Source organism: Janthinobacterium sp., from assembly GCF_009923995.1.
Lineage (GTDB): Bacteria > Pseudomonadota > Gammaproteobacteria > Burkholderiales > Burkholderiaceae_D > Janthinobacterium.
This window is the reverse complement of sequence record NZ_RFSK01000038.1, coordinates 12,332-39,183: the sequence shown is the minus strand read 5'-3', so window position 1 is coordinate 39,183 and position 26,852 is coordinate 12,332. Positions and strand designations below refer to the sequence as shown.

27 protein-coding genes are annotated in these 26,852 nt (G+C 65.3%); 12 read left to right on the top strand and 15 right to left on the bottom strand.

Annotated elements, in window-relative coordinates; translation table 11 throughout:
- The first annotated feature begins 43 nt into the window (after window positions 1-43).
- Entirely contained in the window at window positions 44-2,245 is a 2,202-nt protein-coding gene (locus EBS11_RS18350) for an OsmC domain/YcaO domain-containing protein (RefSeq protein ID WP_290605088.1), read from the top strand.
- 81 nt (window positions 2,246-2,326) lie between these two features.
- On the opposite strand, the gene EBS11_RS18345 is transcribed toward EBS11_RS18350, so the two are convergent.
- The 3 genes from EBS11_RS18345 to EBS11_RS18335 all read right to left on the bottom strand — a co-directional run bounded on the left by EBS11_RS18345 (window position 2,327) and on the right by EBS11_RS18335 (window position 7,322).
- The gene (locus EBS11_RS18345) at window positions 2,327-5,197 is read right to left on the bottom strand and encodes a pitrilysin family protein (protein ID WP_290605086.1); all 2,871 of its coding nucleotides are present in this window, start codon (window positions 5,195-5,197) and stop codon (window positions 2,327-2,329) included.
- A 144-nt stretch (window positions 5,198-5,341) separates the two neighbouring features.
- On the bottom strand, window positions 5,342-6,328 hold the full coding sequence (locus EBS11_RS18340; protein WP_290605085.1) for a diguanylate cyclase: 987 nt from the start codon (window positions 6,326-6,328) through the stop codon (window positions 5,342-5,344).
- A gap of 88 nt (window positions 6,329-6,416) precedes the next feature.
- Window positions 6,417-7,322, bottom strand: coding sequence for a sensor histidine kinase (locus tag EBS11_RS18335; protein ID WP_290605084.1), 906 nt, complete (start codon window positions 7,320-7,322; stop codon window positions 6,417-6,419).
- A gap of 336 nt (window positions 7,323-7,658) precedes the next feature.
- Between EBS11_RS18335 and queE the strand changes: the two genes are divergently transcribed.
- The 8 genes from queE (at window position 7,659) to EBS11_RS18295 (ending at window position 16,337) form a co-directional block, all read left to right on the top strand.
- Window positions 7,659-8,294, top strand: coding sequence for a 7-carboxy-7-deazaguanine synthase (gene queE, locus EBS11_RS18330; protein ID WP_290605082.1), 636 nt, complete (start codon window positions 7,659-7,661; stop codon window positions 8,292-8,294).
- 8 nt (window positions 8,295-8,302) lie between these two features.
- On the top strand, window positions 8,303-8,749 hold the full coding sequence (queD, locus tag EBS11_RS18325; RefSeq protein WP_034785919.1) for a 6-carboxytetrahydropterin synthase QueD: 447 nt from the start codon (window positions 8,303-8,305) through the stop codon (window positions 8,747-8,749).
- On the top strand, window positions 8,742-9,269 hold the full coding sequence (gene tadA / locus EBS11_RS18320) for a tRNA adenosine(34) deaminase TadA (RefSeq protein ID WP_290605079.1): 528 nt from the start codon (window positions 8,742-8,744) through the stop codon (window positions 9,267-9,269). Before queD ends, tadA begins: the two co-directional genes overlap by 8 nt.
- Before the next feature lie 250 nt (window positions 9,270-9,519).
- Entirely contained in the window at window positions 9,520-11,883 is a 2,364-nt protein-coding gene (locus EBS11_RS18315; protein ID WP_290605077.1) for a TonB-dependent hemoglobin/transferrin/lactoferrin family receptor, read from the top strand.
- Between the two features lie 62 nt (window positions 11,884-11,945).
- On the top strand, window positions 11,946-13,106 hold the full coding sequence (locus tag EBS11_RS18310; RefSeq protein WP_290605075.1) for a ChuX/HutX family heme-like substrate-binding protein: 1,161 nt from the start codon (window positions 11,946-11,948) through the stop codon (window positions 13,104-13,106).
- Between the two features lie 164 nt (window positions 13,107-13,270).
- The gene (locus tag EBS11_RS18305; protein WP_290605073.1) at window positions 13,271-14,188 is read left to right on the top strand and encodes an alpha/beta hydrolase; all 918 of its coding nucleotides are present in this window, start codon (window positions 13,271-13,273) and stop codon (window positions 14,186-14,188) included.
- Between the two features lie 32 nt (window positions 14,189-14,220).
- Complete coding sequence (gene ldcA, locus EBS11_RS18300; protein WP_290605071.1) at window positions 14,221-15,138, top strand: muramoyltetrapeptide carboxypeptidase; 918 nt, start codon at window positions 14,221-14,223, stop codon at window positions 15,136-15,138.
- A 17-nt stretch (window positions 15,139-15,155) separates the two neighbouring features.
- Window positions 15,156-16,337, top strand: coding sequence for a DUF418 domain-containing protein (locus tag EBS11_RS18295; RefSeq protein ID WP_290605069.1), 1,182 nt, complete (start codon window positions 15,156-15,158; stop codon window positions 16,335-16,337).
- 1 nt (window position 16,338) lies between these two features.
- On the opposite strand, the gene EBS11_RS18290 is transcribed toward EBS11_RS18295, so the two are convergent.
- A complete protein-coding gene (locus tag EBS11_RS18290) occupies window positions 16,339-17,055 on the bottom strand; it encodes an SOS response-associated peptidase family protein (RefSeq protein ID WP_290605067.1) in 717 nt (238 codons plus the stop codon).
- A 144-nt stretch (window positions 17,056-17,199) separates the two neighbouring features.
- Between EBS11_RS18290 and EBS11_RS18285 the strand changes: the two genes are divergently transcribed.
- Window positions 17,200-17,421 carry a hypothetical protein gene (locus EBS11_RS18285; RefSeq protein ID WP_290605065.1) on the top strand — a complete coding sequence of 74 codons (222 nt, stop codon included), beginning with the start codon at window positions 17,200-17,202 and terminating at the stop codon, window positions 17,419-17,421.
- Between the two features lie 7 nt (window positions 17,422-17,428).
- Here EBS11_RS18285 and EBS11_RS18280 read toward each other — a convergent pair whose 3' ends face one another.
- The 11 genes from EBS11_RS18280 to EBS11_RS18230 form a co-directional block, all read right to left on the bottom strand.
- Window positions 17,429-17,674: a hypothetical protein gene (locus tag EBS11_RS18280; RefSeq protein WP_290605063.1), complete on the bottom strand. Its 246-nt coding sequence runs from the start codon at window positions 17,672-17,674 to the stop codon at window positions 17,429-17,431.
- Window positions 17,675-17,772: 98 nt separating this feature from the next.
- Entirely contained in the window at window positions 17,773-18,078 is a 306-nt protein-coding gene (locus tag EBS11_RS18275; RefSeq protein ID WP_290605061.1) for a hypothetical protein, read from the bottom strand.
- A 215-nt stretch (window positions 18,079-18,293) separates the two neighbouring features.
- On the bottom strand, window positions 18,294-18,500 hold the full coding sequence (locus EBS11_RS18270) for a hypothetical protein (protein ID WP_290605059.1): 207 nt from the start codon (window positions 18,498-18,500) through the stop codon (window positions 18,294-18,296).
- Between the two features lie 116 nt (window positions 18,501-18,616).
- Entirely contained in the window at window positions 18,617-19,186 is a 570-nt protein-coding gene (gene mntP / locus EBS11_RS18265) for a manganese efflux pump MntP (protein WP_290605057.1), read from the bottom strand.
- A 60-nt stretch (window positions 19,187-19,246) separates the two neighbouring features.
- The gene (locus tag EBS11_RS18260) at window positions 19,247-20,101 is read right to left on the bottom strand and encodes an undecaprenyl-diphosphate phosphatase (RefSeq protein WP_290605055.1); all 855 of its coding nucleotides are present in this window, start codon (window positions 20,099-20,101) and stop codon (window positions 19,247-19,249) included.
- A 108-nt stretch (window positions 20,102-20,209) separates the two neighbouring features.
- Window positions 20,210-21,073 (bottom strand): alpha/beta hydrolase-fold protein, encoded by an 864-nt coding sequence (locus EBS11_RS18255; RefSeq protein WP_290605053.1) that lies wholly within the window; start codon window positions 21,071-21,073, stop codon window positions 20,210-20,212.
- A gap of 88 nt (window positions 21,074-21,161) precedes the next feature.
- Window positions 21,162-21,803: a hypothetical protein gene (locus tag EBS11_RS18250; protein ID WP_290605051.1), complete on the bottom strand. Its 642-nt coding sequence runs from the start codon at window positions 21,801-21,803 to the stop codon at window positions 21,162-21,164.
- 190 nt (window positions 21,804-21,993) lie between these two features.
- Window positions 21,994-22,320 (bottom strand): hypothetical protein, encoded by a 327-nt coding sequence (locus EBS11_RS18245; RefSeq protein WP_290605049.1) that lies wholly within the window; start codon window positions 22,318-22,320, stop codon window positions 21,994-21,996.
- A gap of 25 nt (window positions 22,321-22,345) precedes the next feature.
- Window positions 22,346-23,026 carry a hypothetical protein gene (locus tag EBS11_RS18240; RefSeq protein ID WP_290605047.1) on the bottom strand — a complete coding sequence of 227 codons (681 nt, stop codon included), beginning with the start codon at window positions 23,024-23,026 and terminating at the stop codon, window positions 22,346-22,348.
- Window positions 23,027-23,133: 107 nt separating this feature from the next.
- Window positions 23,134-24,804: a DUF6138 family protein gene (locus EBS11_RS18235; protein WP_290605045.1), complete on the bottom strand. Its 1,671-nt coding sequence runs from the start codon at window positions 24,802-24,804 to the stop codon at window positions 23,134-23,136.
- Between the two features lie 132 nt (window positions 24,805-24,936).
- A complete protein-coding gene (locus tag EBS11_RS18230; protein WP_290605044.1) occupies window positions 24,937-25,254 on the bottom strand; it encodes a hypothetical protein in 318 nt (105 codons plus the stop codon).
- Window positions 25,255-25,539: 285 nt separating this feature from the next.
- Here EBS11_RS18230 and EBS11_RS18225 point away from each other — a divergent pair, with 285 nt between their 5' ends.
- Together EBS11_RS18225 and EBS11_RS18220 are read left to right on the top strand one after the other, a co-directional pair.
- Window positions 25,540-25,797 carry a DUF1488 family protein gene (locus EBS11_RS18225; protein ID WP_290605041.1) on the top strand — a complete coding sequence of 86 codons (258 nt, stop codon included), beginning with the start codon at window positions 25,540-25,542 and terminating at the stop codon, window positions 25,795-25,797.
- Between the two features lie 311 nt (window positions 25,798-26,108).
- Complete coding sequence (locus tag EBS11_RS18220; protein ID WP_290605039.1) at window positions 26,109-26,801, top strand: DUF3334 family protein; 693 nt, start codon at window positions 26,109-26,111, stop codon at window positions 26,799-26,801.
- Window positions 26,802-26,852 lie beyond the last annotated feature (51 nt).

The following is a 26,852-nucleotide window of genomic DNA, read 5'->3' as shown; positions in this document are numbered from 1 at the left end:
ATAATAGCGCCTAATTTACTCAAGTACAGGTTTGGAATCACCCATGGAAATTAAAGTCAACTTTCTCGACAAGCTGCGTCTCGAAGCCAAGTTCGATGATTTCACGGTCATCGCCGACCAGCCCATCCGCTACAAGGGCGATGGTTCGGCGCCCGGTCCGTTCGATTACTTTTTGGCATCTTCGGCACTGTGCGCAGCGTATTTCGTGAAGTTGTATTGTGTAACGCGCAATATTCCCACCGAAAACATCCGCCTGTCGCAAAACAATATCGTGGATCCGGAAAACCGCTACCAGCAGATTTTCAAGATCCAGGTCGAATTGCCGGCGGATATCTCGGCCAAGGACCGCCAGGGCATCCTGCGCTCGATCGAGCGCTGCACGGTGAAGAAAGTGGTGCAGGCCGGTCCCGAGTTCATCATTGAAGAGGTGGAAAACCTGGACGCCGATGCGCAGGGCTTGCTGATGCTCAATCCGGCCGGTGCGGCGAGCACCTATATCCCGGGCAAGGACTTGCCGCTGGAGCAGACCATCGCGAACATGTCGGGCGTGCTGGCGAACCTGGGCATCAAGATCGAAATCGCGTCGTGGCGCAATATCGTCCCCAACGTGTGGTCGCTGCACATCCGCGATGCCCATTCGCCCATGTGTTTCACCAACGGCAAGGGCGCCAGCAAGGAAAGCGCCCTGGCGTCGGCCCTGGGCGAGTACATCGAGCGCCTCAACAACAACCATTTCTATGCAGGCGCGTTCTGGGGCGAGGACATCGCCAACGCGCCGTTCGTGCATTACCCGGACGAGCGCTGGTTCAAACCCGGCCGCAACGATGCGCTGCCGAAGGAAATCCTCGATGCCTATTGCCTGGACGTCTACGATCCCGATGGCGAGCTGCGCGGCTCGCACCTGGTCGACACCAACTCCGGCAATGCGGCGCGGGGCATCTGCTCGCTGCCGTACGTGCGCCACTCGGACGGCGAGACCGTGTATTTCCCGTCCAATCTGATCGAAAACCTGTACGTCAGCAATGGCATGAGCGCCGGCAATACCCTGGCCGAAGCCCAGGTGCAGTGCCTGTCGGAAATTTTCGAGCGGGCCGTCAAGCGTGAAATCCTCGAAGGCGAGATCGCCCTGCCCGACGTGCCGCAGGACGTGCTGGCGAAATACCCGGGCATCCTGGCCGGCATCGCCGGGCTGGAAGAGCAGGGCTTCCCCGTGCTGGTCAAGGATGCGTCGCTGGGGGGCGTGTATCCGCTCATGTGCGTGACCCTGATGAATCCCCGCACGGGCGGCGTGTTCGCCTCCTTCGGCGCGCACCCGAGCTTCGAGGTGGCGCTCGAGCGCAGCCTGACGGAACTGCTGCAGGGGCGCAGCTTCGAAGGCTTGAACGACTTGCCGCAGCCGACCTTCGCCAGCGAAGCCGTGACGGAGCCGAACAACTTCGTCGAGCACTTCATCGATTCGAGCGGCATCGTCTCGTGGCGCTTCTTCAGCGCCAGGGCCGATTACGACTTCGTCGAGTGGGATTTCTCCGGCCACGGCGACGACTCGAACGCCGAGGAAGCGGCAACCCTGTTCGGCATCCTCGCGGACATGGGCAAGGAGGCGTACACGGCCGTGTACGACCAGCTGGGCGCCGTCGCCTGCCGCATCCTCGTGCCCGGCTATTCCGAGGTGTATCCGGTGGAAGACCTGATCTGGGACAATACCAACAAGGCCCTGCTGTTCCGCGCCGACGTGCTGAACCTGCACCGCCTGGACGATGCCAGCCTGGAAGCGCTGCTGGACCGCCTGGAAAACAGCGAGCTCGACGATTACGGCGACATCGCCACCCTGATCGGCATCGAGTTCGATGAAAATACGGACTGGGGCCAGCTGACGGTGCTGGAATTGAAGCTGCTGATCAATCTTGCCTTGAAGCAATTCGAAGAGGCGCACGAGCTGGTGGGGGCTTTCCTGCAGTACAACGACAACTCCGTCGAACGCAAGCTGTTCTACCAGGCCTTGAACGTGGTGCTGGAAGTGGTGCTCGACGAGGAGCTGGAACTGGACGATTACGCCGTCAACTTCCGCCGCATGTTTGGCGACGCGCGCATGGATGCGGCGCTCGGTTCCGTGGATGGCAGCGTGCGCTTCCATGGCTTGACGCCGACGAGCATGCAGCTCGAGGGGCTGGACCGCCACCAGCGCCTCATCGACAGCTTCCGCAAGCTGCACGCGGCGCGGGCCAGGGCGGCGGCCATCGGCTGAATGCCGCCCTGCGCGGCGCAGGGCGCGCCGCTGCCCGCCTGATCTACCCTGTTGCGGCGGATCAGGCGAGAACCGCCAGTCTTACTTGGCGAACGCCTGTGCCGCCGGCGTCACCACGATGGCTTCGGGCTTGATGCCCAGCTTCATCGCACCGATCACCTTGTCTTCATCGAGCAGGGCTTGCGGCTTGTTGCCATCGTACTTGATGGGCGAGAAGGCGTCGCTGGCGAGCTTTTCCTTCAGGCCGGCCGCATCCTTGGCCACGATCACCACGTTCAGGTTCTTCGCCGACAGGTGCTCTTTGATGGCGCGGTTGACATCCTGCAGCGTCAGCTTCGACAAGCCGTCACGCATCAGCTTGGTGAATTCCGGCGTGCCATACCATTGCGAGTCGAGCGCGTAGCCCAGCTGCTGGTCCTGCGTCGAGGTCATGACGAACACGTTCTTCATCAGGTAGTCGCGCGTGGTGGCGAAATCGTCCTGCGTCAGTCCATTGTCGATCAGCTTGCCCAGCTCCGTCAGGGCCACGCGCAGGGCGAAATGGGCATTGTCCGGCGCCACGGGACGGATCCATACCTCGAACAGCTGCGCCTTGCGGCCCAGGTTCGGGTTCGGGAAGAACTGGTACATGCCGCGCGGGAACGCTTCGATGTAGGCATAATCGCCATAGTTCATGCCGCGGAGCTCGCGGATGCGCTGGTACAGGTAGGAATTCGAGGCGCGGTGCTCGCCCAGCCATGTCTTCGCCAGCCACAGGGCGGGGAAGTCCGGGTGCGTGCGGTTCACGTCCAGCGGCAGGCCGAAGGAGATGGCCGTGGCGCGCGTGTTTTTCTCGAGGATTTCCACTTCCAGGCCGTGCGCCTTGTGGCCGGCCGGTTTCACCGTGGCCGGCAAGCCCGGGCCGGCCGGCAGGGCGGCCAGCGCCTGCGTCAGCGACGCCGTCATGGCGTCGGAGACGTCGCCGGAAATGCCCACCTTGACGGCGCCTTGCGCGTAGGCCGTCTTCCAGAACTGTTTCACGTCGTCCAGGGTGATGGCGTCGATGCCGGCCACCGTGCCCAGCACGGGGTGGCCGTACGGCGTGCCCGCGTAGACGTTCGTCTGCAGGCGCTCCTTGGCGAATTCTTCCTCGTTGTTGTCCTTCAGGTCCAGCAGCAGCGCGTTCTTTTGCGCATCCTTCAGGCGGCGGAAGTCGTCCTCGCGGAAGCCCGGCGACAGCAGCAGGGGCAGGGCGATGGCGTTGAACTGGGCCCAGTTATCCTTGTGGATGGAAGCCGTAAACGTCGTCATTTCCTTGTCCGTCTGCTGGTTGAAGCTGCCGGCCAGCGGGAACAGGGCGGCGTTGACTTCATCGATCTTGCGCTCGGACGAGCCGCCCGAGGCCACCATGGCGGCCGTCAGCGCGGCCAGGCCTTCCTTGCCCTGCGGGTCCTGCGCGGAACCGGCCGTAAACAGCAGCTTGTAGCGGATCTGCGGCAGCGCGGACTTTTGCACCAGCACGTCGAATTTCGCCGTGGCAGCGGCCGGCAGCAGGCTGGCCAGCTTCGGCGTGGCGGCGATGGCGTCGGCCATCGGCTGGTGCGACAGGGTCGTCACCACCAGGCCGTCGTCCGTCAGGTACTTGCGCGCGGCGGCCTGCAGGTCGGCCGGCGTGAGCGTGTCGATCAGGCGGTAGTACTGGTTGATGGTGGCGTAGGAGCGGTCGAAATGCACGAAGGAAGCGAGGGTGCCCGCGATCTGCTCCGTGTTGTCCAGCGAGCGGATCAAGCCGTATTTTTCCGCCGACTTGGCGTCCGCCAGGTCCTTGTCGCTCACCGGCGTGTCGCGCAGCTGGGCCACGGTCTTCAGGATGGCGTCGCGCACGTAGACGGCGTCATCGATGTTTTTCACGCGCGCGCCGATCACGGCCAGGGTCGGGTCGACCCGGTCCGGCGTCATGTCGAACAGCTGGTCGACCTTCTGTTCGTTCTGCACCAGGCGCTTGTACAGGGGCGAGGTGCGGCCGAACGACAGCGACAGCAGGGTGGCCAGGGCGGCCTGGTCCTTGTCCTTCACGGAAAACGCGGGCGCATGGAAGCCGACGGCCACCCACGGCAGGGTCGGCGTGGGCCAGGCCACGTGCTTGTAGACGGGGCCATGCGGCTTTGGCTCCACGGGCACGGCCGCCTGCTGCTTGCCGCGCTGCCACTTGCTCCAGTATTTTTCCACCAGGGCGATGGCTTTCTGCGGGTCGACGTCGCCGGCGATGATGATGGTGGTGCGCTCGGGACGGTACCAGCGGTCGAAGAAGACCTTCGAGTACGCGTACTGGTTCGGCATGTCCTCGATGTCCTGGATGAAGCCCATCGTCGTGTGCTTGTAGGTGTGCGTCGTGTAGGCGCTGTCGCGCATCACTTCGAACAGTTTCGAGACGGGATTGGCGCTGTTCTTGTTGTATTCGCCCAGCACGGCCCGCGATTCCGTCTTGAACGCGTCTTCCGCATAGTCGAGGTGCTGGAAGCGGTCCGCTTCCACCTTCAGCACGGTTTCCAGGTCATCCTTGGCAAACGTCGTGTGGTAATTGGTCAGGTCGTCGCTCGTGTAGGCATTCTGGCGCGCGCCCGCCTTGGTGATGACTTCCTGGTATTTCTCGGGCGGATAGGCCTTGGTGCCGCGGAACATCATGTGCTCGAAGAAATGCGCGAAACCGGACTTGCCCGGCTCCACTTCATTGCGCGAGCCCGTCTGCACGGGAATCTGCAGCGACACGATGTTCGGGAAGCCCGTGGGCACGATGATGATTTTCAAGCCGTTGGCCAGGGTTTTTTCTGTGGCCTTGAACGGCAGCAGGTCAGCCTTGCTGGCGGCGGCGCTTTTGGCGACGGCCGGCGCGGTGCTGGCCGTCTGCTGGGCCAGGCTGGACGAGGCCATGGCCGACAGGGCCAGGGCGAAGGCGGGTAGTAGGGCGGGCATGATTCTTGACACGAAGGCTCCTTCTTTTTGTGATGTTATGAAAGTGCAACACCACAGCATAGAATATTCGCGCCGCCGTGCATAGGGGGAGGGCGGGCGGGAGCGCGCAGGACGGCCGCGTGGCGGCGCCGCCGGCGGACGCGTTCACGTCAGCGTCGCTTCCGGCAGGCTGATGCGGTTGCGGCCCAGGTGCTTGGCGCGGTACAGGGCGCAGTCGGCCGTGTGGATCAGCTGCCCCAGCTCCGTGCCCGGCCCGGGCAGGGCCGTGGCGGCGCCGATGCTGACGGTGACGCAGGCCCCGTCGGCGCGCTTGCGCGGCAGTTGCAGCCGTTCCACGCGCTGGCGGATGCGCTCGGCGACGATGGCCGCGCCCTTGAGCGACTGGTTCGGCAGGATCACGGCGAATTCCTCGCCGCCATAGCGGGCCACGAGGTCGTTGGCGCGCATTTCGCTGGCCACGGCGCCGGCCACCTTGCGCAGGCACAGGTCGCCGCCCTGGTGGCCGTGGCTGTCGTTGTATTCCTTGAAATTGTCGACGTCGACCATCAGCAGCGACAGGGGCTGGCGCTGGCGCTGGGCGCGCTGCCATTCCGCGTGGACGGTGTCGTCGAAGCAGCGCCGGTTGGCCAGGCCCGTCAGGCCGTCGCGCGTGGCCAGGCGTTCCAGTTCCGCGTGGGCGCGTTTTTCATCGGTCATGTCGCGCAGGGTTTCCACCACGGCGATCAGCTCGCCGCCATTGCCGTACAGGGGGCTGGCATCGACGGCCAGGTAGCGCCGCCGTCCCGTGCGCGGCATGTCGCACCAGTTTTCCGCGCACAGGTTGTCGCCCGTGCCGCTGCGGTATTGCTGCTGGGCGTGCAGGGCGCGCCCGTCGCCGCTGCGCCCGGCCAGCAGCAGGTCGGCCAGGGTGGCGCGCTCGTCGTTGTAAAAGCAGCGGCCCGGCTGGCGCGTGCCCAGCACTTCGGCGGGCGGCACGCCCGTCAGCTGTTCGCAGGCGCGGTTCCAGATCATCACCGTGCCATGCACGTCGAGCACGAAGGTCGGCACGACCAGCAATTCCATCATTTTGACGGCGAAACCCTGGGTTTCCCCATGCGGCGATGCGCTGGCAGGTGCGTGGCTGTCCGGCATGAAAGCATCCTTATTCGATGTGTATGGGTGTGCCCGATGGCCATGATGCAGCGTGGAGGGCGGGAAGTGTTGATATTGAGCAATATTGTCAGCAATGGCTGGCCGTGCCGTCCGGCGCCGGCGGCAGCGGCACGGTCAGCTGCAGGGTGGTGCCGCTGCCGCTGCGGCTGTCGATGTGCAGGCAGCCGCCCGCGCAGGCCAGGCGCTCGTGCATGCCGGACAGGCCGCAGCCCAGGCGCGTGCTGGCCGGCATGCCGATGCCATTGTCGCTGACGCGCAATTCCAGGGTGGCGGCGTGGCGGCGCAGTCCCACGCGCACCTGCGTCGCCTGCGCGTGGCGGGCGATATTGGCCAGCGACTCCTGCAGCGCGTGGTACAGCAGGGCGTCGTGGGTCCCCGCGGCCCCGTCGGCCAGCGCGCCCCCGCCGGCGTAGTCGCAGGCGATGCCGGTGCTGCGCGAAAACTCGGCCAGCAAGCCATCGACGGCCGCCTGCAGGCCATGCTCGAGGGCCGGTGGCCGCAGGTCGTGGATGACGCAGCGCAGCGCCGCGATGCTCAGGTCGACATTGCGCGCGATCAGGGCCAGCTTCTGCGCCAGCGGCGGCGCCGTGGCGGACAGGCCGATCTGCAGCATGGACAGGTCGATCTTCAGGGTCAGCAGGTGCTGGCCCAGGTCGTCGTGGATGTCGCGCCCGATGCGCAGGCGCTCCTGTTCGCGCGCCTTCTGCTGTTCGCAGGCCATGCGGCCCTGTTCGGCGCTGGCGCGCAGTTGCTCCTGCACCCGCAGGCGGGCGGCCAGGCGGTGCTGGCGCCACAGCAGCAGCAAGGCCAGCAACCCCAGCAGGACGGCGCAGGCCGTCACCAGGTTCAGGGGCGTGGCCGCCTGCGCCAGCGGTTCGGCCGCCTGGCCCGCCTGCAGGGACAGGGTGGCGCCCGCCGCCAGGCAGGCGAGCAGGCCCAGGCGCACCGGCAGGCGTGTGCTGTATTGCATCATTGCGCGCTCCCAAAATGTTTTCCATCAGGCAATTTCATGATAGAAAATATATTGACTTGAAGCTATGCATATTGTCTAAACGCAAAAACTTCGCAGATGGCGGCGGCACTGTTGCATGCTTGCCGCTTTTTTCTGCAACTTTGACTGCAACTTCTCCTGCCGTTTTTTGTCGCTTCGGGCGGCGGGCGCGGCATTTGCACGGGAAGTGTCGCGGCGGCATATAATAGAGGGTTGTCAATCGGCTTTTGCTGCCCCGGTCATGCGTGCGGCGCCGGGCGCGCCCGCATCCATGCGCCCGTCCTGCGCGGCGGCGCCAGCCAGCTCTTAGGAAATACAGTGACTTATAGCATCAAAGAGATTTTTTACACCCTGCAGGGCGAAGGCGCGCACGCGGGCCGTCCGGCCGTGTTTTGCCGCTTTTCCGGCTGCAATCTGTGGACGGGCCGCGAAAGCGACCGCGCCACGGCCGTCTGCCAGTTCTGCGACACGGACTTCGTCGGCACGGACGGCGAACGGGGCGGCAAGTTCAGGACGCCGGCCGAACTGGCCGCGCTGATCGACAGCCTGTGGCCGGCCAGCTATCTGGCCAGCAAATACGTGGTGTTTACGGGCGGCGAGCCGCTGCTGCAGCTCGACACGGCCCTCATCGACGCCATGCACGCGGTGGGCTTCACCATCGCCATCGAAACCAACGGCACCTTGCCCGTGCCGGCCGGCGTGGACTGGATCTGCGTCAGCCCGAAGATGGGTTCGACCCTCGTCGTGCACAAAGGCAATGAAATCAAGGTGGTCATTCCCCAGTTCCAGCAAGACCTGGCCGCCTACGAAGGCCTCGATTTCGAGAATTTCTTCGTGCAGGCGATGGATGGCCCCCTGGCAGCGCAGAACATGAAGCTGGCCATCGAGACGTGCAAAAGCAACCCGAAGTGGAAGCTGAGCCTGCAAACCCATAAACTCCTGCAAATACCTTAATACCACCTATGCTGACTATCACACGCAAGCTCGAATTCGACGCGGGCCACCGCATTCCTGACCACAAAAGCCAGTGCCGCAACCTGCACGGCCACCGCTACACGGTGGAAATCACCCTCGTGGGCCAGGTCATCGAAGCGGAAGGCAATTCCGACAATGGCATGATCATGGACTTTTCCGACGTGAAAACCCTGGCCAAGCAGCACCTGGTCGACGTCTGGGACCACGCCTTCCTCGTCTACGAGAAAGACACGGCCGTGCGCGACTTCCTGGCCAGCCTGCCCGACCATAAAACCGTCGTCATCGACCGCATTCCGACCGTGGAAAACCTGGCGCGCATCGCCTTCGAGATCCTCAAGGCGGCCTTTACCGACCATTTCGGCACGGGCTTGCACCTGCATAAGCTGGTGCTGCATGAAACGCCGAACTGCTGGGCAGAAGTGACCGATGACTGACACGCCTGACAGCGCCGCGCCAGCCGTGCATGCGGACGACGCGCGCTACATGCGGCTGGCCCTGGAACAGGCCCGGCACGCGTGGGACCTGGGCGAAGTGCCCGTGGGCGCCGTCGTCGTCAAGGATGGCGAAGTCATCGCCGTCGGCTACAACCAGCCCATCGGCCGCCACGACCCGACGGCGCACGCGGAAGTGATGGCCCTGCGCGCGGCCGCCGAAAAGCTGGGCAACTACCGGCTGCCCGGCTGCGAGCTGTACGTGACCCTGGAGCCGTGCGTGATGTGTTCGGGCGCCATGCTGCATGCCCGCCTGGCCCGCGTCGTGTACGGTGCCGGCGACCCGAAGACGGGCGCCTGCGGCTCCGTGCTGAACCTGTTCGAGCAGCCGGCCCTGAATCACCAGACGGCCATCGCCGGGGGCGTGCTGGCCGACGAGTGCGGAGATTTCCTGCGCCGCTTCTTCGCCGAGCGCCGCCGCGCCCAGGCGGAAGCGCGCAAGCTGGCCCAGCCGCCCGCCTGATCCCGGCGCGGCGGGCAGGGGAGCGCTCCGCCCCCCGGCGCCCGCATGCCGGACCATGCCAGCCGCTCCGGCTGGCATTTTTCATAACTGTTGTGAAATAACATCTTTGCAGTCATTCTGCCATTCTCAAATGAGAATGATTCGTGTTACAGTGTTGTTTTCGCCAGCAAACTTTCCCCTTACGCATCGCTATCGTTATCGTTACCGATCCGGGTTCAAGAGCCAGCCTTCACTCTTCCACCGGATCATCATGACTACAGTGCCTTTGCAGCGCTCCGCTGCACCCGTCGTTCCCGCCAATCATCTGCTTGTCCGCCGCCACAACCTCGTCTTGCGCGCCGCCTTGCTGGGCCTGTTCGCCGCGCCCCTGCTGCCCGCCGCCGCGCAAACCGCCGCCATCAATGCGGGCACGGCCGCGCAGGAACCGGCCAGGCTGCCCGTCTTCCCGGAAATCGTCGTCAATGCCAAGCAGGACTACGAGCGCCGCGCCGGCACCAAGACGGTCATCACGAGCGAAGACCTGGAACGCCGCGGCGTGACGGACATGGGCGGCATCGTGCGCTATCAGCCGCTGATCAGCACGCCAATGGCGGCATCGGGCGCCGGCAGCGTGTGGGACGGTTCGGGCAACACGGGCTACAACATCCGCGGCCTGGAAGGCAACCGGGTCAGCCTGGACGTGGACGGCATTGCGTTGCCGGACGCGGCACCGAAGCCGGACGGCACCACCCTGAACGCCTTCGGCACGGGCCGTGACTATTTTGATCCCGAAACCTTCCGCGAAGTGCGCATCGATTCGGGCACGACGGCCGCCAGCGGCGCCAATCCCGGCCTGGGCGGCAGCGTGGCCTTCATCACCAAGTCGCCCGAGGATTACCTGGGCGTGGGCGTGGACCACTACGTGGCCTATAAGTATGGCCGCGCCACGGCCGACCGCAGCAATGCGCATACCTTGACGGGTGCCGCCAAGATCGGCGCCAGCCTGCAGGGCCTGGCCGTGTACGTGCACCGCGACGGCGAGCAGACGGACAGCCGCGGCAGCGCCCCCGTCAATCCGGACGACTGGCATTCGAACGCCTTGCTGTCGAAGCTGGTGTGGGCCTTGCCGGGCGAACAGAAGCTGGACTTGACGGTCGACATGTTCGAGCGCAAGAACAAGCGCGATCTGCGCAACAAGGTCAGCACGTATTACCCCACCGGCGTGCAGCAGGATTCCACCACCAAACGCACGCGCGTCAGCCTGGGCCACGACGTGGCGCTGAAGGACTTCGCCCTGTTCGACCGCCTGACGTCGAAGGTGTATCTGCAGAATGCGAAAATCGATGATCAGACGCAAGGCCGCTACACCTTCGGCAGCCCGTCGCAGCGCACCATCGACACCAGCTTCAAGAACGACAGCATCGGCCTGACGTCGGAAGCGACGAAGCAGCTCAACGCCGACAACGCGCTGCTGTACGGCGTGCAGCTGGAGCAGGCCAAATCGCGCCGCCCATGGGTGGAGGACCGCACCATCATCGCCACTGGCGTGCACCAGATCACGCGCAAGAACCGCATGGCCGACATGGACAGCACCAAGGTGGCCGTGTACGTGCGCGACGACTACAGTTTTGACCTGGGCGGCAAGAAAGCCGTGCTGACGCCGGGCCTGCGCGCCGACTACCGCAAGCTGGAGCCGAAAAACCTGCAAAACTACGTCATCGCCGTGCCCAATGCCGCCAAGGAAGTGCGCAAGGAGAGCGATAGCTATTTCACGCCGAGCCTGAGCCTGTCCGTGGAAGTGCTGCCGCAACTGAATGCCTACGCCACCGTGACGCGCGGCACGCGCCTGCCGACGGCGGCCGAGCGCACGGGCACCTATGATTCCTTCAGCTACACGGGCACGGGCACGGGTTATGCCGTGCTGGGCAATGCGAATCTGCGCAAGGAAACCAGCCAGGCCTACGAGCTGGGCTTGAAGGGCGACGTCGTCAGGGGCTTGAGCATGCACGCTTCCGTCTACCAGACGGAATACAAGAACATGATCGAGTACGTGGCGCAGGAAGACGATCCCGTCAACTTCCCCACCATCGTGCAGGGCTTGTTCCGTCCGGAAAACATCGGCGATGCCCGTACCTGGGGCGGCGAGCTGAGCTTGCGCGCGGAGCTGGGTGCCTGGTCGCCCGCCATGCAGGGCTACCGCGTCAACCTGGCCACGGGCGTGGCCAAGGGCCGCTCCTTCAATACGCAGACGGGCCAGAGCGGCGGCCTGGCTTCGGTGGGGCCGGCCAAGACGGCGTTGACCTTCGGCTATGACCATGCGAACCAGCTGTTCGGCATGGAGCTGACTGCCTTGCATGCAGGCGAGAAACAGGCGCCGAACGACCTGTTGATGGGCACGACCGCGCCGCGCTACAAGGTGCCGTCGTACACCATCTTCGACTTGTCGACGTACTGGAACGTGCACAGGAACGCGAAGATCATCGTCGGCGTGTACAACTTGACGGATCGCAAGTACTGGGATTATGCCGCCTCGCGCAGCCTGGCCGCCGGCACCACGGCCGCCAACCGCGCCGAGATCGAGCGCTATGCCAAGCCGGGCCGCAACGTGGCGGCCAGCCTGAGCGTCAATTTCTAGGTTTCACCGGGGAGGCGCGCCTGCGCCTCTTTTTTTTCCATGTTTGATTGAATGGTCACTCTATGAAGTTATCCAAACTCGTTCTATCCCTGCTAGGCAGCCTGCTGATCGCAAACGCATACGCGGCCCCAGCCACACTGGCGGAACGCTGGTCCACCCTGCGTACGGAGCAGCCGAAGCTGCAGATCCGCGACGCGGCCCACGCGCTGGGCGTGTCGGAAGCGCAATTGCTGGCAACCAACATCGGCAATGGCGTCACGCGCCTGCAGGCCGACGGCAACCAGCCGCGCGAAATCATGCGCGCCGCGCTGGACCTGGGCCTGGTGCAAGCCATCACGCGCAATGAAAACGGCGTCATCGAAACGACGGGCGTCGCCAGCAAGTTCAAGCAGGCGGGCGACAAGTCCGAACAGGCGGACGCCAAGCAGCAGGACCCGGAACAGGAAGCACGCCAGCGCAACATCGCCGGCGGCTACCTGGGCGGCCAGATCGACCTGCGCTTCCACTTCGATAACTGGAAATACGCGTTTGCCGTGGTCCAGCCCGGCCGCGACGGCAAGCCCACGCGCAGCCTGCAGTTTTTCGATGCCAACGGCACGGCCGTGCACAAGATTTATTTGCGCAACGAGCCGGGCGTGGCCGTCTACGATAAATTGGTGGCGACCTTCCGCATGCCCCAGCAGAGCGCGGAATTGAACGTGCTGGCCGTGGCGCCGAAGGCGGCGGAAAAACCCGACAGCGAGATCGACGTCAAGGAATTCCAGCTGGCCTGGAAGGACATGACGGACGTGCACCAGTTTGCGCAGATCATGCGCGAATTCCACCTGTCGCGCGAACAGGCGCTGCGCCTGGCGCCGGCCGGCGTGGTCGAGCGCGTGACGCCGGCAGCGCTGCGCACCCTGCTGGAAAACGCGGCGAAGAACAAGGTCGCCATCATGGTGTTCCTGGGCAACGAGGGCTTGACGCAGATCTACAGCGGCAAGATCGAGAAAACCATGGCCGCCGGCGGCTTCTTCAACGTGCTGGACCCGGACTTCAACCTGCACATCCGCGACACGGCCCTGCGCAGCGGCTGGGTCGTCAAGCGGGGCGGCGTCACCTCCGTCGAATTCTTCGATAACGAAGGCACGCAAGTGGTCTCCTTCTTCGGCGTGCGCGAGCGGGGCAAGCCGCAGCCGCAAAGCTGGGTGGACCTGGCCGATTCCTTGCCAAAAGCCAAGTAAGCAGCCTCGCTGACATGGCAGTGTTGCCGCCTGGCGTACCGGCGCGGCAACACTTCAGTGTGGGTGCCGCGTGCCGGCCTCATGTCTGAAGCACAATAGTGGTATGCTGATTCCAAGGCCGCAGCGATCGTGCCTGCGTGCTGGTTCCTGGAAGAGAGGCAATCATGGCAACCATCATGGCGAATGGCCTCAACATAGCTTACGAAAGCCACGGCCACCCGGACGATCCGTGCGTGCTGCTGGTGATGGGCCTGGGCATGCAGCTGATCGCCTGGCCCGCCGACTTCGTCGAAGGCATCGTCGAGCAGGGCTTTCGGGTCGTGCGCTTCGACAACCGCGACAGCGGCCTGTCGAGCAAGATGGCGCTGGCGGGCAAGCCGTATCTGCCGCTGGCCTACGTGAAAAACCTGCTGGGCTGGCCCCTGAAAACCTCCTACACCCTCGATGACATGGCTGAAGACGCGCTGGGCCTGCTCGCGGCCCTGCGCATCGCGCAGGCGCACGTGATCGGCGTGTCGATGGGCGGCATGATCGCGCAAGTGATGGCGGCGCGGGCGCCGCAGCAGGTGCTCAGTCTGACGTCCATCATGTCGAGCAGCGGCCGGCGCGGCTTGCCCGGCCCCACGCGGGCCGCGCGCAATGCGCTGTTGCAACGTCCGAAACGCAATGCCAGCCGCGCCGAGCTGATGGCCCACATGGCCGCCACCGTGCGCGTCATCGGCAGTCCCGCCTATCCCGTGTCGGAAAAATTGCTGTACCAGCGCATCGAGGCGGCGCTGGAGCGTGGCAGCTGCCCGGAAGGCGTGGCGCGGCAAATGGTGGCCATCGCCGCGTCGGGCGAGCGCACGGCCTTGCTGCCGAGCATCAGCTGCCCGGCCCTGGTGATCCATGGCGCGGCCGACCCCCTGATTCCCGTCGCCTGCGGCATCGACACGGCGGCGCTGATCCCCGGCGCGCGGATGGAAGTGATCGAAGGCATGGGGCACGACATGCCGCCCCAGCTGATCGAGCGCCTGCTTGCCTTGATCGATGTGCATCTGCAAGGTAAGATGGCGCCCCAGATGCGCTCCCAGCCAGCCTAGGCGCGCCCACCACTTGACTAGCCGGGCATATTTTGAAGACACCTGAGATTGGCATCGCCATCGTCGCGCCGGGCGGCGCTGCGCCCGACGAGGCGGCCCTGGCGCGCGGCATCGCCCGCCTGCAGGCGCAAGGCGCCACCGTCCACAATTACTACGACCCCGAGCACACCTTCCAGCGCTTCGGCGGCACGGATGCGGGCCGCCTGGCCCAGCTCAACGCGGCGGCAAGCGACCCGGACGTGCAGGTCGTGCTTGCCCTGCGCGGCAGCTACGGCATCAGCCGCCTCCTGCCCGACATCGATTTCGGGGCCATGGCGGCCAGCCGCAAGCTGTTCGTCGGCTACAGCGACTTCACGGCCTTCCACATGGGCTTGATGGCGAAGACGGGCCGCGCCAGCTTTGCCGGCCCCATGGTCTGCGACGATTTCACCCGCGACGAGCCCGAGCAGTTTACGCTCGATCAACTGTGGTCCTGCCTGGCCGGCCCCACGCACACGGTGACGGGCACGTCCGCCGGCAACCCGCACGTCGACGTGACGGGGAAATTGTGGGGCGGCAACCTGGCCATGCTCGTGCATCTGCTGGGCACGCCATACTTCCCGGAAATCGATGGCGGCATCGTGTTCCTGGAAGACGTCAACGAACACCCGTACCGGGTCGAGCGCATGCTGCTGCAATTGCTGCACGCGGGCGTGCTCGAGCGCCAGCAAGCCGTCGTGCTGGGCGACTTTTCCGCGTATAAACTAAGTCCCATGGACAAGGGCTACGATTTCGACGCCATGCTGGCCTATGTGCGCGCGCGGCTGCCCGTGCCCGTGCTAACGGGGCTGGCGTTCGGCCACATCCGCCGCCGCGTCACCTTGCCGTTCGGCGGGCAGGCGCGGCTGCAATCGGATGCGTCCGGCTTCAGCCTGCAGGTGACGGACTACCCCACCTTGTCGCGCCCCTGACCGCCCCCTTGGACGCCATGCACGCCAGGCCCGGCAGGTTGCTGCAGATCGACGTGCTGCGCGGCATTGCCGTGTTCGGCATCCTGCTGGTGAATATCTGGGGCTTTGCCTGGGGCACCATTTCCTTGCGCTACGGCACCTTGCCGGCGCAGCCGCCCGTGTCGGACCAGCTCGTCATTTTCGGCGTCGCGGCGCTGGCGCAGTTCAAGTTCTATCCCGTCTTCGCGTTCTTGTTCGGCGCCGGCTTTGCCCTGCAGACGCGTTCCTTGCGGCGCCGGCTGGGCAGCTGGGAGCAGGCCCAGGCCGCTTACCGGCGGCGCCTGCGCTGGCTGCTCGCGTTCGGCCTGCTGCACGGCTTCTGCATCTGGAACGGCGACGTGCTCACCTCGTATGCCGTCGCCGGCCTGCTGATCCTGCCCCTGGCCGCCGCTAGGCTCAGCCGCATACGCAACCGGGCCTGGCTGGTGGCGGGCGGCTTCCTGCTGTTCATGTGTTTGCTCATTCCCGTGGGCCAGCAGGGCGGCGCGCCGGACACGGCGCGCGAGCTGCAAGGCTTCGCCGCCCGCCACGCCATCTATACGCAGGGCGGCGCGTGGGCCGCGGCGGCGCTGCGCGCCAACGACTACCTGGTGTCCTTGCTGTACGCCATCGTCATGCTGCCGCACGTCATCGTGCTGTTCTTGCTGGGCATCCTCTCCGTGCGCTGCGGTTGGCTGACCGAGCCGCAGCGCCACCGCCGCCTGTGGCAGCGCGTGCGTGCCGTGGGGCTGGGCGTGGGCTTGCCGTTCAACCTGCTGGCGGCGGGCGCCATCGCGCGGCAAGTGGCGGATCCGTATCAAAGCGTGTTCGACGCGACCCTGTTCGAAGTGGGCCTGTTTGCGGGCGGCCCCCTGCTCGCCGCCGGCTACGTGGCGGCGCTGATGCTGGCCGGTCCCGGCATGCTGCGCCAGCTGGGCGCATGGCTGGCGCCCGTGGGACGCATGGCGCTGAGCAATTATCTGCTGCAATCGGTGCTCGGCATCTGGCTGCTGCAGGGCTGGGGCCTGGGCTGGGGCGCCACCTTGCGTCCCGTCGGGATGCTGGGCCTGGCCGTGGCGATCATGGCGGCGCAGGTGCTGCTGAGCCGCTACTGGCTGCGGCATTTCCGCCAGGGACCGATGGAAGCGCTGTGGCGCCGGCTGGCGCGCCTGCCTGCCTGAGTCAGTCGCCGCCCCAGTCGAAGGCGCCTTGCGCCGCCGCCGGTGGCGCCGCTTTCGGCTTGGCGGACGGCACCAGGGGATTGTCGACGGCATGCCAGGCGAACAAGTCCGCGTCGAGCATGCAGGTGCGCGCCAGGTGCAAGGCTTGCTCGGGCGCCAGGGCGGGATCGAGCCAGCGGTGCGCATCGTCCAGGCCGACGGCCACGGGGCGGCGGTCGTGGATATCGACCATGCCGCCCAGGCTGTCGGCCGTCACCAGCACGAAGCCCGCTTCCTCGCGGCTGTGCTTGTACGGGCCGAACTGGGCCAGCGCCAGCAGGAACAGGGGCGCGCGGTCCTGGCGGTGGATGTGCCACGGCTGCTTGCTGCCTTTCTCGCCCGTCCATTCATACCAGCCATCCACGCAGACGATGCCGCGCCCCGTGCGCAGCAGGGGTTTCCAGTAGGCGCCGGCGAGTTTTTCCAGGCGGGCATTGATGGCGATGGGAATTTTCTTCTTGCCGGGCGCGGGCACGGCGGCCGCTGCCCAGGCGGGACGGTAGCCCCAGAAGACGTCGTCGACCCGGCGCACGCCGTCCTGTATGTGCAGCACGGGCCGGTAGGTGCCGGGCGACACGTTCAGGTGCGGCTCGGCCTCGCTGTCGAAGACCGCGTCGGTCCAGCCGAAGGACGACGCCAGCACGCGCGCCGTGTCATTTTGATCGAATCGTCCACACATGGCGAAATCATACCCGATCGCCGCCTGGCGCGAGGGCGGCGCGCGCGCGTGGCGTGAGTGTGATCAAACGTACAGACTGCGGACGGCGGAAGGCGCACAGTGGAAGCCAGTCAGGTCCCTGACGCTTCTTGCATCGGAGGAATTATGCCTTTTGAAAATCCCACCATCCACAAAGGCTTCACCATCAGCGCCACGGCCAGCCAGCGCCGCGATGGCCGCTGGGTGGGGTCGTACGTGAGCCAGAACCAGGCGTGCGGCGCGTATGCGGACACCTGCGATTATGATGATTGCAGCAACGAAAAAGAGGCGCAGCAAGTGGCCTTGTCGATAGGCTGGCGCCTGGCCGACGGCGCGCCGGCCCGCTGAGGCGGGGCTAGCGTTTGCGCCGCAAGGCAACGATCAGGCCCACGAGGGGAAAGAGCAGGGCAGCGGTCGCCCGCACGCCCGTGTGCGATGCCAGGTCCGCGCCCAGCACATGGGGCAGGGCCAGCAGCAACAGCGGGGCGGGCACGGCCACGGCGAAGAAGAACAGATACCACGAGTAGCCATTCTTCTTGGCCAGCAAGGCGATCAGGGCGCAGCCGACCAGGAAGACCAGCGGCAGATTCACATATTCCATTCTTGTGTACTTTCGTCAAGGAAGCGCGTGATTATACGCGTGCCGCCGGACGGCCGGCAGGCATTGCTTGCCGGCCACCTCCAGCTTCGGTCCAGCTTCTAGTTGCCGACCAGGTCAGGCGGCTGCGGCGCCTGCTTGCCGCTGGCGGGCGCTTCCGCTGGCAACAGCGCCTTGATGGCGCCGTTATAGATGATTTCCTGGGCATACGCCGACGCTTCGATCAGCGCCGCGTGCACGGACTTGAAACTGCTGGCTGTCTCGATCAGCACGGGCTTGGCATACACCTGCTGCGTGTCGCCGCGCCGGCTGATCAGGATCATGCCCCGGTAGCGCCCGTCCTTCTCCAGCGCCCCCGCCACATGGAATTCATAGCCCCTGATCTGATGTTTTTGATGCTGATCCATGTTTGCCGCCTCCCGACCTGATTGTCGTGGCACAGACCTTGTTGCGCGTATCGAACGGCAGAGTGTTTGATCTGGATCAATACGTTCTTTGAAATCGTTCCACCGGCATATCGCCGCGGGTCGCAAGCGCAGCAATCGCAGCGGATGCGCGGCCGCACTGCGGTGAGCATCGCCAGCCGCCCAGCCGCCCGCGCGGCAGCGTGCGGCCGCCTTCCTCACCCGGCGCGGATGGCGCGCAGCTGCTGGGCCGTTTCCTCGATTTCCCGGTAGGCTTCCTGGATGTAGCCGTCGATCGGGTGGCCATCCATCCATTCGAAATAGGCGCGCTCGTCGTGCTTGATGGCGAAGGGGACGTGGTGGTCGCGGATCGATTCGGCCGTGGTGCGCACCAGCGAGGCAAAGAGCAGCTCCAGAGTTTCCATGATGGTCACCTTGCGAGACATGAAAGCAGAGTACCGAATGTAGCACAAAGCGGGCCGGGGGCCGCGCCGCTGTGCCGTGCGCGCCCCGTTCCCGGCTCCGCGCGCCGGCCTGCGCCTCAGGCGGGGTGGCCGATGTGCTCGTATAAAATCACGCAGCCGATGATGATCAGCACGAGGCCGCCCACCAGTTCGGCGCGCCGGCCCGCGATGGTGCCCAGCACGCGGCCCAGCATCACGCCCAGGGTCACCATGACGAAGGTGGAAAAACCGATGGCGGCGGCCGTCACGACGATGTTTGCGCCCAGCAAGGCCAGGCCCGCGCCCACCACCATGGCATCGATGCTCGTGGCCAGGCCCGTGACGGCCAGCACCCAGAACGAATGCGACTGCGCCGGCGCTTCTTCCTCGTCGGCGTCGGCGAGGGCGTTGCGTATCATCAGCAAGCCGATGATGCCCAGCAGGCTGAAGGCGATCCAGTGGTCCCACGCTTCCACGTAGGGCGCGGCCACGCTGCCCAGGGCCCAGCCGATGACGGGCGTGATGGCTTCGATGACGCCGAAGATCAGGCCCGTGCGCAGCGCCTCGCGCCATTGCGGCTTGTGCAGGGCGGCGCCCTTGCCCACGGCGGCCGCGAAGGCATCGGTGGACATGGCAAGGGAAAGGGCGGCGGTGGCGGCGAAATTCATCGTTGGCTTTCAGTAAAACCTGGCTGGGATGGTGAGTGGCAAATGACAAACCCGGCGATTTTACCCTACGTACAGCACCACCAAGGAAGCAAACAGGCAATAGGCGCCAAAGAAATGCCAGCGGCCCTGTTCCAGCCAGTGCGACAGCCAGCGCAGTGCCAGCAGGCCAGCCAGGAAGGACAGCAGCATGCCCAGCAGGCTGGGTCCCAGCAGGGACAGCACACTGTTGCCGTGCTGCAGATGGTCCAGGCTGCCATTCGCCACGGCCTGGTAGAAGCGCCAGCCTTCCTTCACCAGCACGGCGGGTGTCAGCACGACGGCCAGGGCGAAGCTGAATTCCTCGGCGCGGCGCTGCGGCACGCCCATGGCGATGCCGGCCGAAATGGTGGCGCCGGAGCGGGAAAAGCCGCGGAAGGGCAGGCACAGGCCCTGCACGGCGCCGATCACCATGGCCTTGCCGATGGACAGGGTGCCGCTGTCGCGCGCTTGCAGGCGCGAGGAGACGATGATCAGCACGCCAGCGGCGGCCAGCGCCCCCGCCATCAGTTTCGCGTTGCCGAACAGGTGTTCGATCTCAAAGCCGGGCGCATCCTTGCTCATGACGTGGGTGATGCCCTTGAGCAAGCCGAAGCCGACGAAGCCCGTCAGGACCGTGGCGGCGGCCAGCAGCAGCACATTGCTGCGGAAGGCGGCGGCCGAGCTGAAATAGGTGCTGCGCCAGGATTTCCAGAAATACACGATGACGGCGAACATGGTGCCGGTATGCAACATCACGAGCAGCATGGTCAGCTCGGGCGAGGTGGGGTCCAGGCCCATCAGTTTTTCCGCCATGATGACGTGGGCGGAGCTGGACACGGGCAGCAGTTCGGCGAAGCCCTGGACGACGGAGAGGATAAATAGTTGCAAGAAGCTCATGATTGGGGACTCGGGTGGGCGAAAAAAAGGCTGCCGGTAAAGGGCAGCCGATTTTACTCGTCCGATCCTGCGCCCGAGGCTGGCGCAAGATTACAGTTTGTCCATGTTTTACTGGCTGGCCGGCGCCTGCGGCTTGAACACGGCGCGGAAGGCTTTCAGGGCGGCCGGGTGATAGATGGTGCCATGGGTTTCCTCCGGCATCTTTTCCACGTGCCATTGCAAGCCCGGCGGCGCCTGCCGCTGCAGCACGTCGGACAGGCGCTGCACTTCGGTGGCGATGCCGGCCTCGCTGCTGGACGCCAGGTACAGGCTGTGCTTGCCGGGCTTGCCCTTGGCCAGCAGCGTGCCCGCCTGGCGCGGCAGGCTGCCGTGGTTCCACCACAGGCTGGGGTCGAACGCCAGGTAATGGTCGAACAGCTGCGGCTCCAGCAAATACGTTTCCACCACGAACAGGCCGCCCAGCGATTCGCCGACGATGGCCGTCTCGCCCGTCGTGCGGTAGCGGCGCTTGACTTCCGGCATCAATTCATCGCGGATGAAATCGCGGTAGGCCGCCGCGCCGCCCACGACGGGGGCGATCTTGCGGTCTTCCGCATTCTCGGTCGGTCCCGTCAGGTCGCGCCGGCGCTGCGTGTTTTGCATGCCGACCAGCATGAAGGGGCGCATCGTGCCGTTGGCAACGGACACTTGCAGCAAGCCGGCGACGTGGAGGAAATCTTCGGCCACGCCGCCATCGGGCATGTACAGCACGGGCAAGGGGGCGTCGGGCGGGGTGTCCCAGGCGCGCGCCATGTACACGTTGATGTGGCGTTTTTCCTTCAGCGCCTGCGAATCGATGGTGAAGCTTTCGCCGATGACCAGCGGCGCGGCCGCGCTGGCGGCAACGGCGGGTGCGGCGGCGGTGGCGAGGTGGAAGGTACTGGACAGCAGCAGGGCGGCGGTGAGGTGCAGTGCAAGACTAGAGCGGCGCATGTTTTCCCGTGATAAGTTAGTGTGGATAGATGGCATGTACTCGTATAGACATGCCATCAAGCAATTCTATCTTATCTTTGACACAGTATTACTTGATCGCCAAGAGTTTTCGCCCGCGCACGATGCCGTCCCTGTCGATGGCGTAGGCGACCAGCAGGGCGCCATCGTCGGCGCAGGCATGGCAGCTCTTCAGGGGCGTGGAAAACAGCGCGCTTTGGCCGCCGTCGGCCGTGGCCGTGCTGCCCACGAAGTCGGCCGGCGCGAACGGCACGGCGTCCGGGTGGGCGGCGGCGAAGGCGCGCCAGGCGGGCGTGGCGCGGTCTTCCTCGCGCAGCGAGCCTTCGTCGACGTCGATGGCCGCGCCATCGCTGCCGATCAGCAGGCTGCCTTCGTTCGTGTTGGCGCGAAACGGATAGGTGACGGTGGCCAGGGCCGCCTTGCCCAGCGGGCGCCAGGCGGAAATGAAGCCGGCCTTGTCCGCCTTCACGAGCATGCGGGCGGCGGCGATGGCTTGCGGACGGGCGCCGGCACGCTGCATGGTGCGCAGCAGGCAGACGTCGGGCGCGGTGGACGATTGTTCGCTGCGGCAGGCCGACAGCGAACGCTCGGTCCACACGGCGCGCGCGTCGATGGGGCCGAACTGCTGGGCCTGGGCCGTTTGCAGGCCGGCCACGCTGGCCAGGGTGAACACGGCGCAGTGCAGCGCATGGCGGGAAAATGGCATCGGCATGGGGAGATCCTTTCAGTGCGTGAAAACAGGGTGGCACTGATTATAGGAGGGCACCGGCGCGCCGCCGCGCACGGTAGGCGGGCCGCCTGACGCCAGACGTCATGCCCCGTGTCCGTGCCCGGCACGGCCGCTCAAGCAAGGGCGGGGCGTGCGGCGCCACCGAGGGTGGGCCGCCGGGCCTGCTGCCGGCTCAGCGCTTCCTTGCCGCCGCCTGGCGCAGGGCCTTCGCTTCCTGCTTGTTGGGGATGTGCGGGCGCGTGGCCAGTTCCGCCTTGACGGCGGCGATGGCGGCGCCGAACAGCTGTTCTGCCTGCCCGGCGCTGGCGCCCCCGTAGTGCTGCTGGTTGGACTGGGCGGCGCGCAGTCGGCGCAGCAGGGCCAGCAATTGCTTGCCGTCCAGGGCCGGCAAGTCCCGCGCCAGCACTTGCCGGCCCAGTTCGCCTTCTGCATGGCCGGGGTCGAGCAGGCGCAGCAGGGCCAAGCCTGCGGGCTGCGGTACTGGAATCACTTTGTTCATGCAGCCATTTTAGACGAGGCCGTGATTACAGGTATTCCCAGATTTCATCAAAAGTTTCACGCGCAAAATCGTTGCGCCATGCTTCCGTGTCCTTTTCGCGGCTGACGGCAAACACGGCCCGCCATGCCTGTTTCGGCGAAGCGGCGTAGGTCGCGGCGATGTTCTGCAAGCCGGCCACGCATTGCTCCACCTTGCAGCCGCTCTTCGCCAGCTGCTGCGCGGCAGGCGCCCAGGCGACGGGCACCTTGACGATCTGGCATTCGAAGCTGACGGCCGCCGTCTGCATGCCGTTTTCCACCGTCACGGGGGCGGCCTTGATGGCCTGGCACACGGCGCCATTCTTGGCGGCAATGATATTTCCTGCCAGCAGTTCGGCTGCCGGCGTCACGGCGGCCTGCATGGCGGCGGGGAAGAGGCCGGCGATCAGCTTGCCCGTTTCTTTCGGGAACTGCGCGTTCGCCTCCTGCAGGGCGCTGTACGAGGCATACTCGGCGGACTGGTGGCCGGCCAGGCGCGTGGGGCGCAGGTAGGCGTTGAGCTTGGCCACGCTGGCCTCGTCCTGGTTGATGATGGTCTTGATGTACAGATTGGCCACTTCCACGGGCGCCAGTACCGGCGCGGCCGTATCTGCCGCCATGGCGGGCTGGATCACGGCGGCGAGGGCGGCCAGCAGTGTGGCGGCAGGAATTTGTTTCATTTGGTGCATGTATTTTCTCCACGATTCAATGTCTGGCGCCGGAAATGCTTTACGGCAATTCCAGCGTCGCGCATTGTATATGGTGAAAGTCATAACGTTGCACACCGTTGCACACTTCAGGCCGCCGCCTGGCTGGCCGCCGCCAGCAGGGCCAGCAGCAGCTCCCTGCGCCGGCCGTCCGCCTTGCGCGCCAGGGCGGCCAGTTTTTCCGGCTTGCCCCAGATGGCGTACAGCACGTGTTCCACCAGGTAGTCTTCCAGGCCGTGCAATTGCCGCGCCAGGCACTCGAGCCGTTCCACGTCCTCGAAGTCCGCCGCGATCTTCAGCTTCACCCTGTCCGTGCAGGCGCGCAGGCATGCCACGAGCACGGGAATGGTCTGCAGCGTGACGCCGTGGCGCGCCACGAAGGCGGCCGTGAAACCGTCCTGCACCGACTGGTGCCCCTCGTCCACCTGCGCCATGTAGTCCTGCACGAGGGGGAAGTAGCGGGCATCGAGCAAGCCCAGGCCAAATACGGCATAGCTGCCGGGCATGCAATTCTTTTCGCCTTCCGTGTCGGCATAGAACTCGAACCTGGCGATGGCGGCGCGCGCATACGCTTCCAGCGCCCCCTGCAGGGCGGGGAAGGCGAGGGCGCCCGCAAAGAAGCGATGCGTGCCGGACCTGGCCAGGCCCGTCACGGGCAGATACTCCCTGGCCTTCGACGTGAGCGTGATCTGGTAGCTTTTCGGGAAGCCCTGGCGCAGCAAGTGCGTGAGGAAGGCCAGCGCCTGCGCATACGCGTCTTCTTCCTCGCGCGCGATGGCGATGCTGACCGTGGCAAAGACGTCGTTGGCGCGGCATGCCAGCAGCGCATTGGAGAGCTGGCTTTCCTCCGTGCCGAAGGTGCCGCTGCCTTCGTCCAGCATGCGCGCGGCCCGTTCGCTGCCCAGGTCGCGGGCGATCTGCAGGAACTTGACGCCCTTCGCCTTGGCGTAGCTGGGCTCGTGGCGCAAGATCATCACGGCGCCATGCAGCAGCAGGTCCATCGCCTGCAGGGCTTGCGCGGCGGGCAGGGCGCCTGCCTTGGGCGTGTATTGCGTGGCGCGGTAGGCGGACAGGGCGCGGTCGTAGAACTGCGGCAGGAAATCGTCCTGCGCCCACTGGCTGATGGCGCGGATGATGTCGTGGCGGTGTTCGGCCAGCGCCTCCGGGCTGGTTTTGTTGACTGCCTCGATGCGCGCGTACTGGGCGATGGTCCAGGCCACGTCCAGTTGCGGGAAGAGCTGCGGGTCGAGCAGGTGGCGGGCCAGGAAAAAGGTTTCCAGCGGCTTGGTCGGCTGCTGGCCGTGCGCGAGCTTGTCGCCAATATACGCCTGTATGCGTGCCAGCAAGGCCTGGCGCTTGTCCTCGTTGACGTATTCCAGCAGCGTCAGGTGCAGCATGCCCTGCGCCGTCTGGAACTTGCCGCGGCACGTGAAGCGGTAGTCGATCATGGCCGTGTCCACCAGCGGGGCCAGGCGGGCCTGCACGAGGGCCGTCAGCCGGGGCGCGATGAGCTCGCGTACTTGCGCCTCGTCCAGGCGCGCCGGCGTGCGGGGGCGGGCCTCGTCGTCCAGGCCCAGGTCGACGTCGTCGGCCGTCGTGCGCCCCGGCTTGTAGTCGAGCATGAAGTCATTGAAGATGCCTGCTTGCAAGCTTGTCCGCTTGACGGACTGTTCCAGGTCCGTGCGCCGCAGGCGCTCATCGAACCAGGCGTGGATGGCCGCCGTCATTTCCTGTGTTGCCTGTTCTACCAGAGTACTCATCTAGGTGTGGTCTTTCCCTGCATGGCACGTGGCGGTGCCGCCGGCAGCCGCCACGTTCCTGTCTGATGTGGATTGGATAAATATCCCGCTATTCTAGGCGCTGGCGCAAGGCGGGAACAAGGGGCGCCGCCGTCAGGAGGGGGCAGTGAGGAAGCGCGCGTCGATGTCGTCCGGGTGGGGGCCCACCGTGACCGTGGTGTGCCAGCCCGACGGCCTGTCGTTGCCGTCGAACAGGGCGATGCGCGTGTGGACGAACAGGACCGAATACACGCCGGACTTCATGTCGCGGTTGAGGTCCCAGTGCATCAGTTCTATGGCTTCGCCCATGCGCGGCAGGTGGGCGCCGGGCGGCAGCAGGATGTTCTGGTTGACGAATTCACGGCTCGGCCCCGCTTCCTTGTGGCGCGGATCGATGTAGCGGAACGAGACACTGGTAACGATGTTATGCATGCACGGCACCTGCGCGGGTTGTCCATGGGAAGACAATAACACAGGGGCGCCGTGCATGGCGCGGCTGGCATGTGCGCCTGTGTATGGTAACAGACGGTGGCCGGCAGGCAATACCAGTAGTCTCCAGCCATTACCACCTTCAGCATTGGATTGCCATGATGCCTGTCTTCCCTGCGGCCCCGCGCGCCGCGCCCCAGTCCCCCCGCCGCACCGCCGGCCCGTCCCTGCGCTTGCCGGCACACCGCCGGCCGTGCCGGCTGCCTGCGCCGGGCGGGGAGGTTATCCATGCCCTATGAAATCTTGCGCGACAGTATCGCGCTCGACCAGGCGGGCGAAGGCATCACCTTCCGCCTGACCGTCTTCGGGGCGCCCAGGTGCTGCCGCATCAGCGTGACGGCATTGCATCGCCTCGATGAGGGCCGGGGCGGCGACTGGCTGGCCATTTTCGACGCCCACCGCGCGCGCATCGGCCAGCGCGCCTTTGCCAGCCTGAGCCGCGACCTGCTGCTGCGCGGCGTGGCCTTGCGCGCCCTCGATTTCTAGCCGCCTTTCCCTTGCCGGCGCGAGGATCCTGGCCAGATATGGTATTTCCGCACAGATCATCAAGTAAACGCAGGTATGGCTGGACGGAAATGTTACATCTGGGTATTCTGCGCATCTGATACTTATTTCTATACAGAAAAATGTAAGCATAGGTAGCAATAACAGGCAAAAACAACAGGCAGCTGGTGCTGCCAGGCACGGTCAGGCATGCAAAGGTGAAGTCGCCCGCCTGCTGAGCGAAACGGTCAGTTTCGGCTCGCGACGGGCAGGGAACAGTGCTGTCATCTTTCAAATAGTAGGAGAGGTTGCTCATGGATGCAGAAAAGGATGTTGTGTACGGTACAGAAGATTTGTTGATGAGTTTGTGCAACTCGGTCGTCCGGGTGCTCAACGTGGCAACGCAAAGCAAGGTCAATTATTCCGGGATGGTGCAGCGCATCACCAAGACCGGCCTGAAACCGGACATCGGCTGCTTCGTGATGTTCGACGGCGGCTTCACGGGCCTGGTGGTGCTCAATTTCGCCGCCGATACGGCGATGGAAATCTACGAACGCTACATGTTGCACATGGGCATGCCGAAGTCGGAGCTGGCCAGCTTCTACACGTCGGACGAAGTGTCCAACATCATGGGCGAGCTGATGAACCAGATCGTGGGCGACTTCACGGGCAAGGTGCGGCGCGAGCTGCAGACGAATATCACGCAGAGCCAGCCGAAGATGCTGGTGCTGAACAAGCAGGTGATGCTCAGCGTCGACACGCCGCTGGACCGCCCGGAAATGCGCCGCGTCACCTTCTACACGGAAAAGAACAACATCTTCTACCTGGAGCTGGCGATCGACCGTACCGAGTTCATCAAGCTGCACGATTTCGATTCGCGCGAAGTCGACGCCGACTCGCTGATGGATGGCGAATTCGCGAACCGCGAACGGGATGCCGCCCCGGCGCCTGCCGCGGAAGCGGAAGACGACGACAACGCCGACCTGCTCAAGTCCCTGGGCATGTAAGCAACTGTTGCCCATGGCGGCCGGCGGCATGTTTGTCGCCGGCCGCTGTCG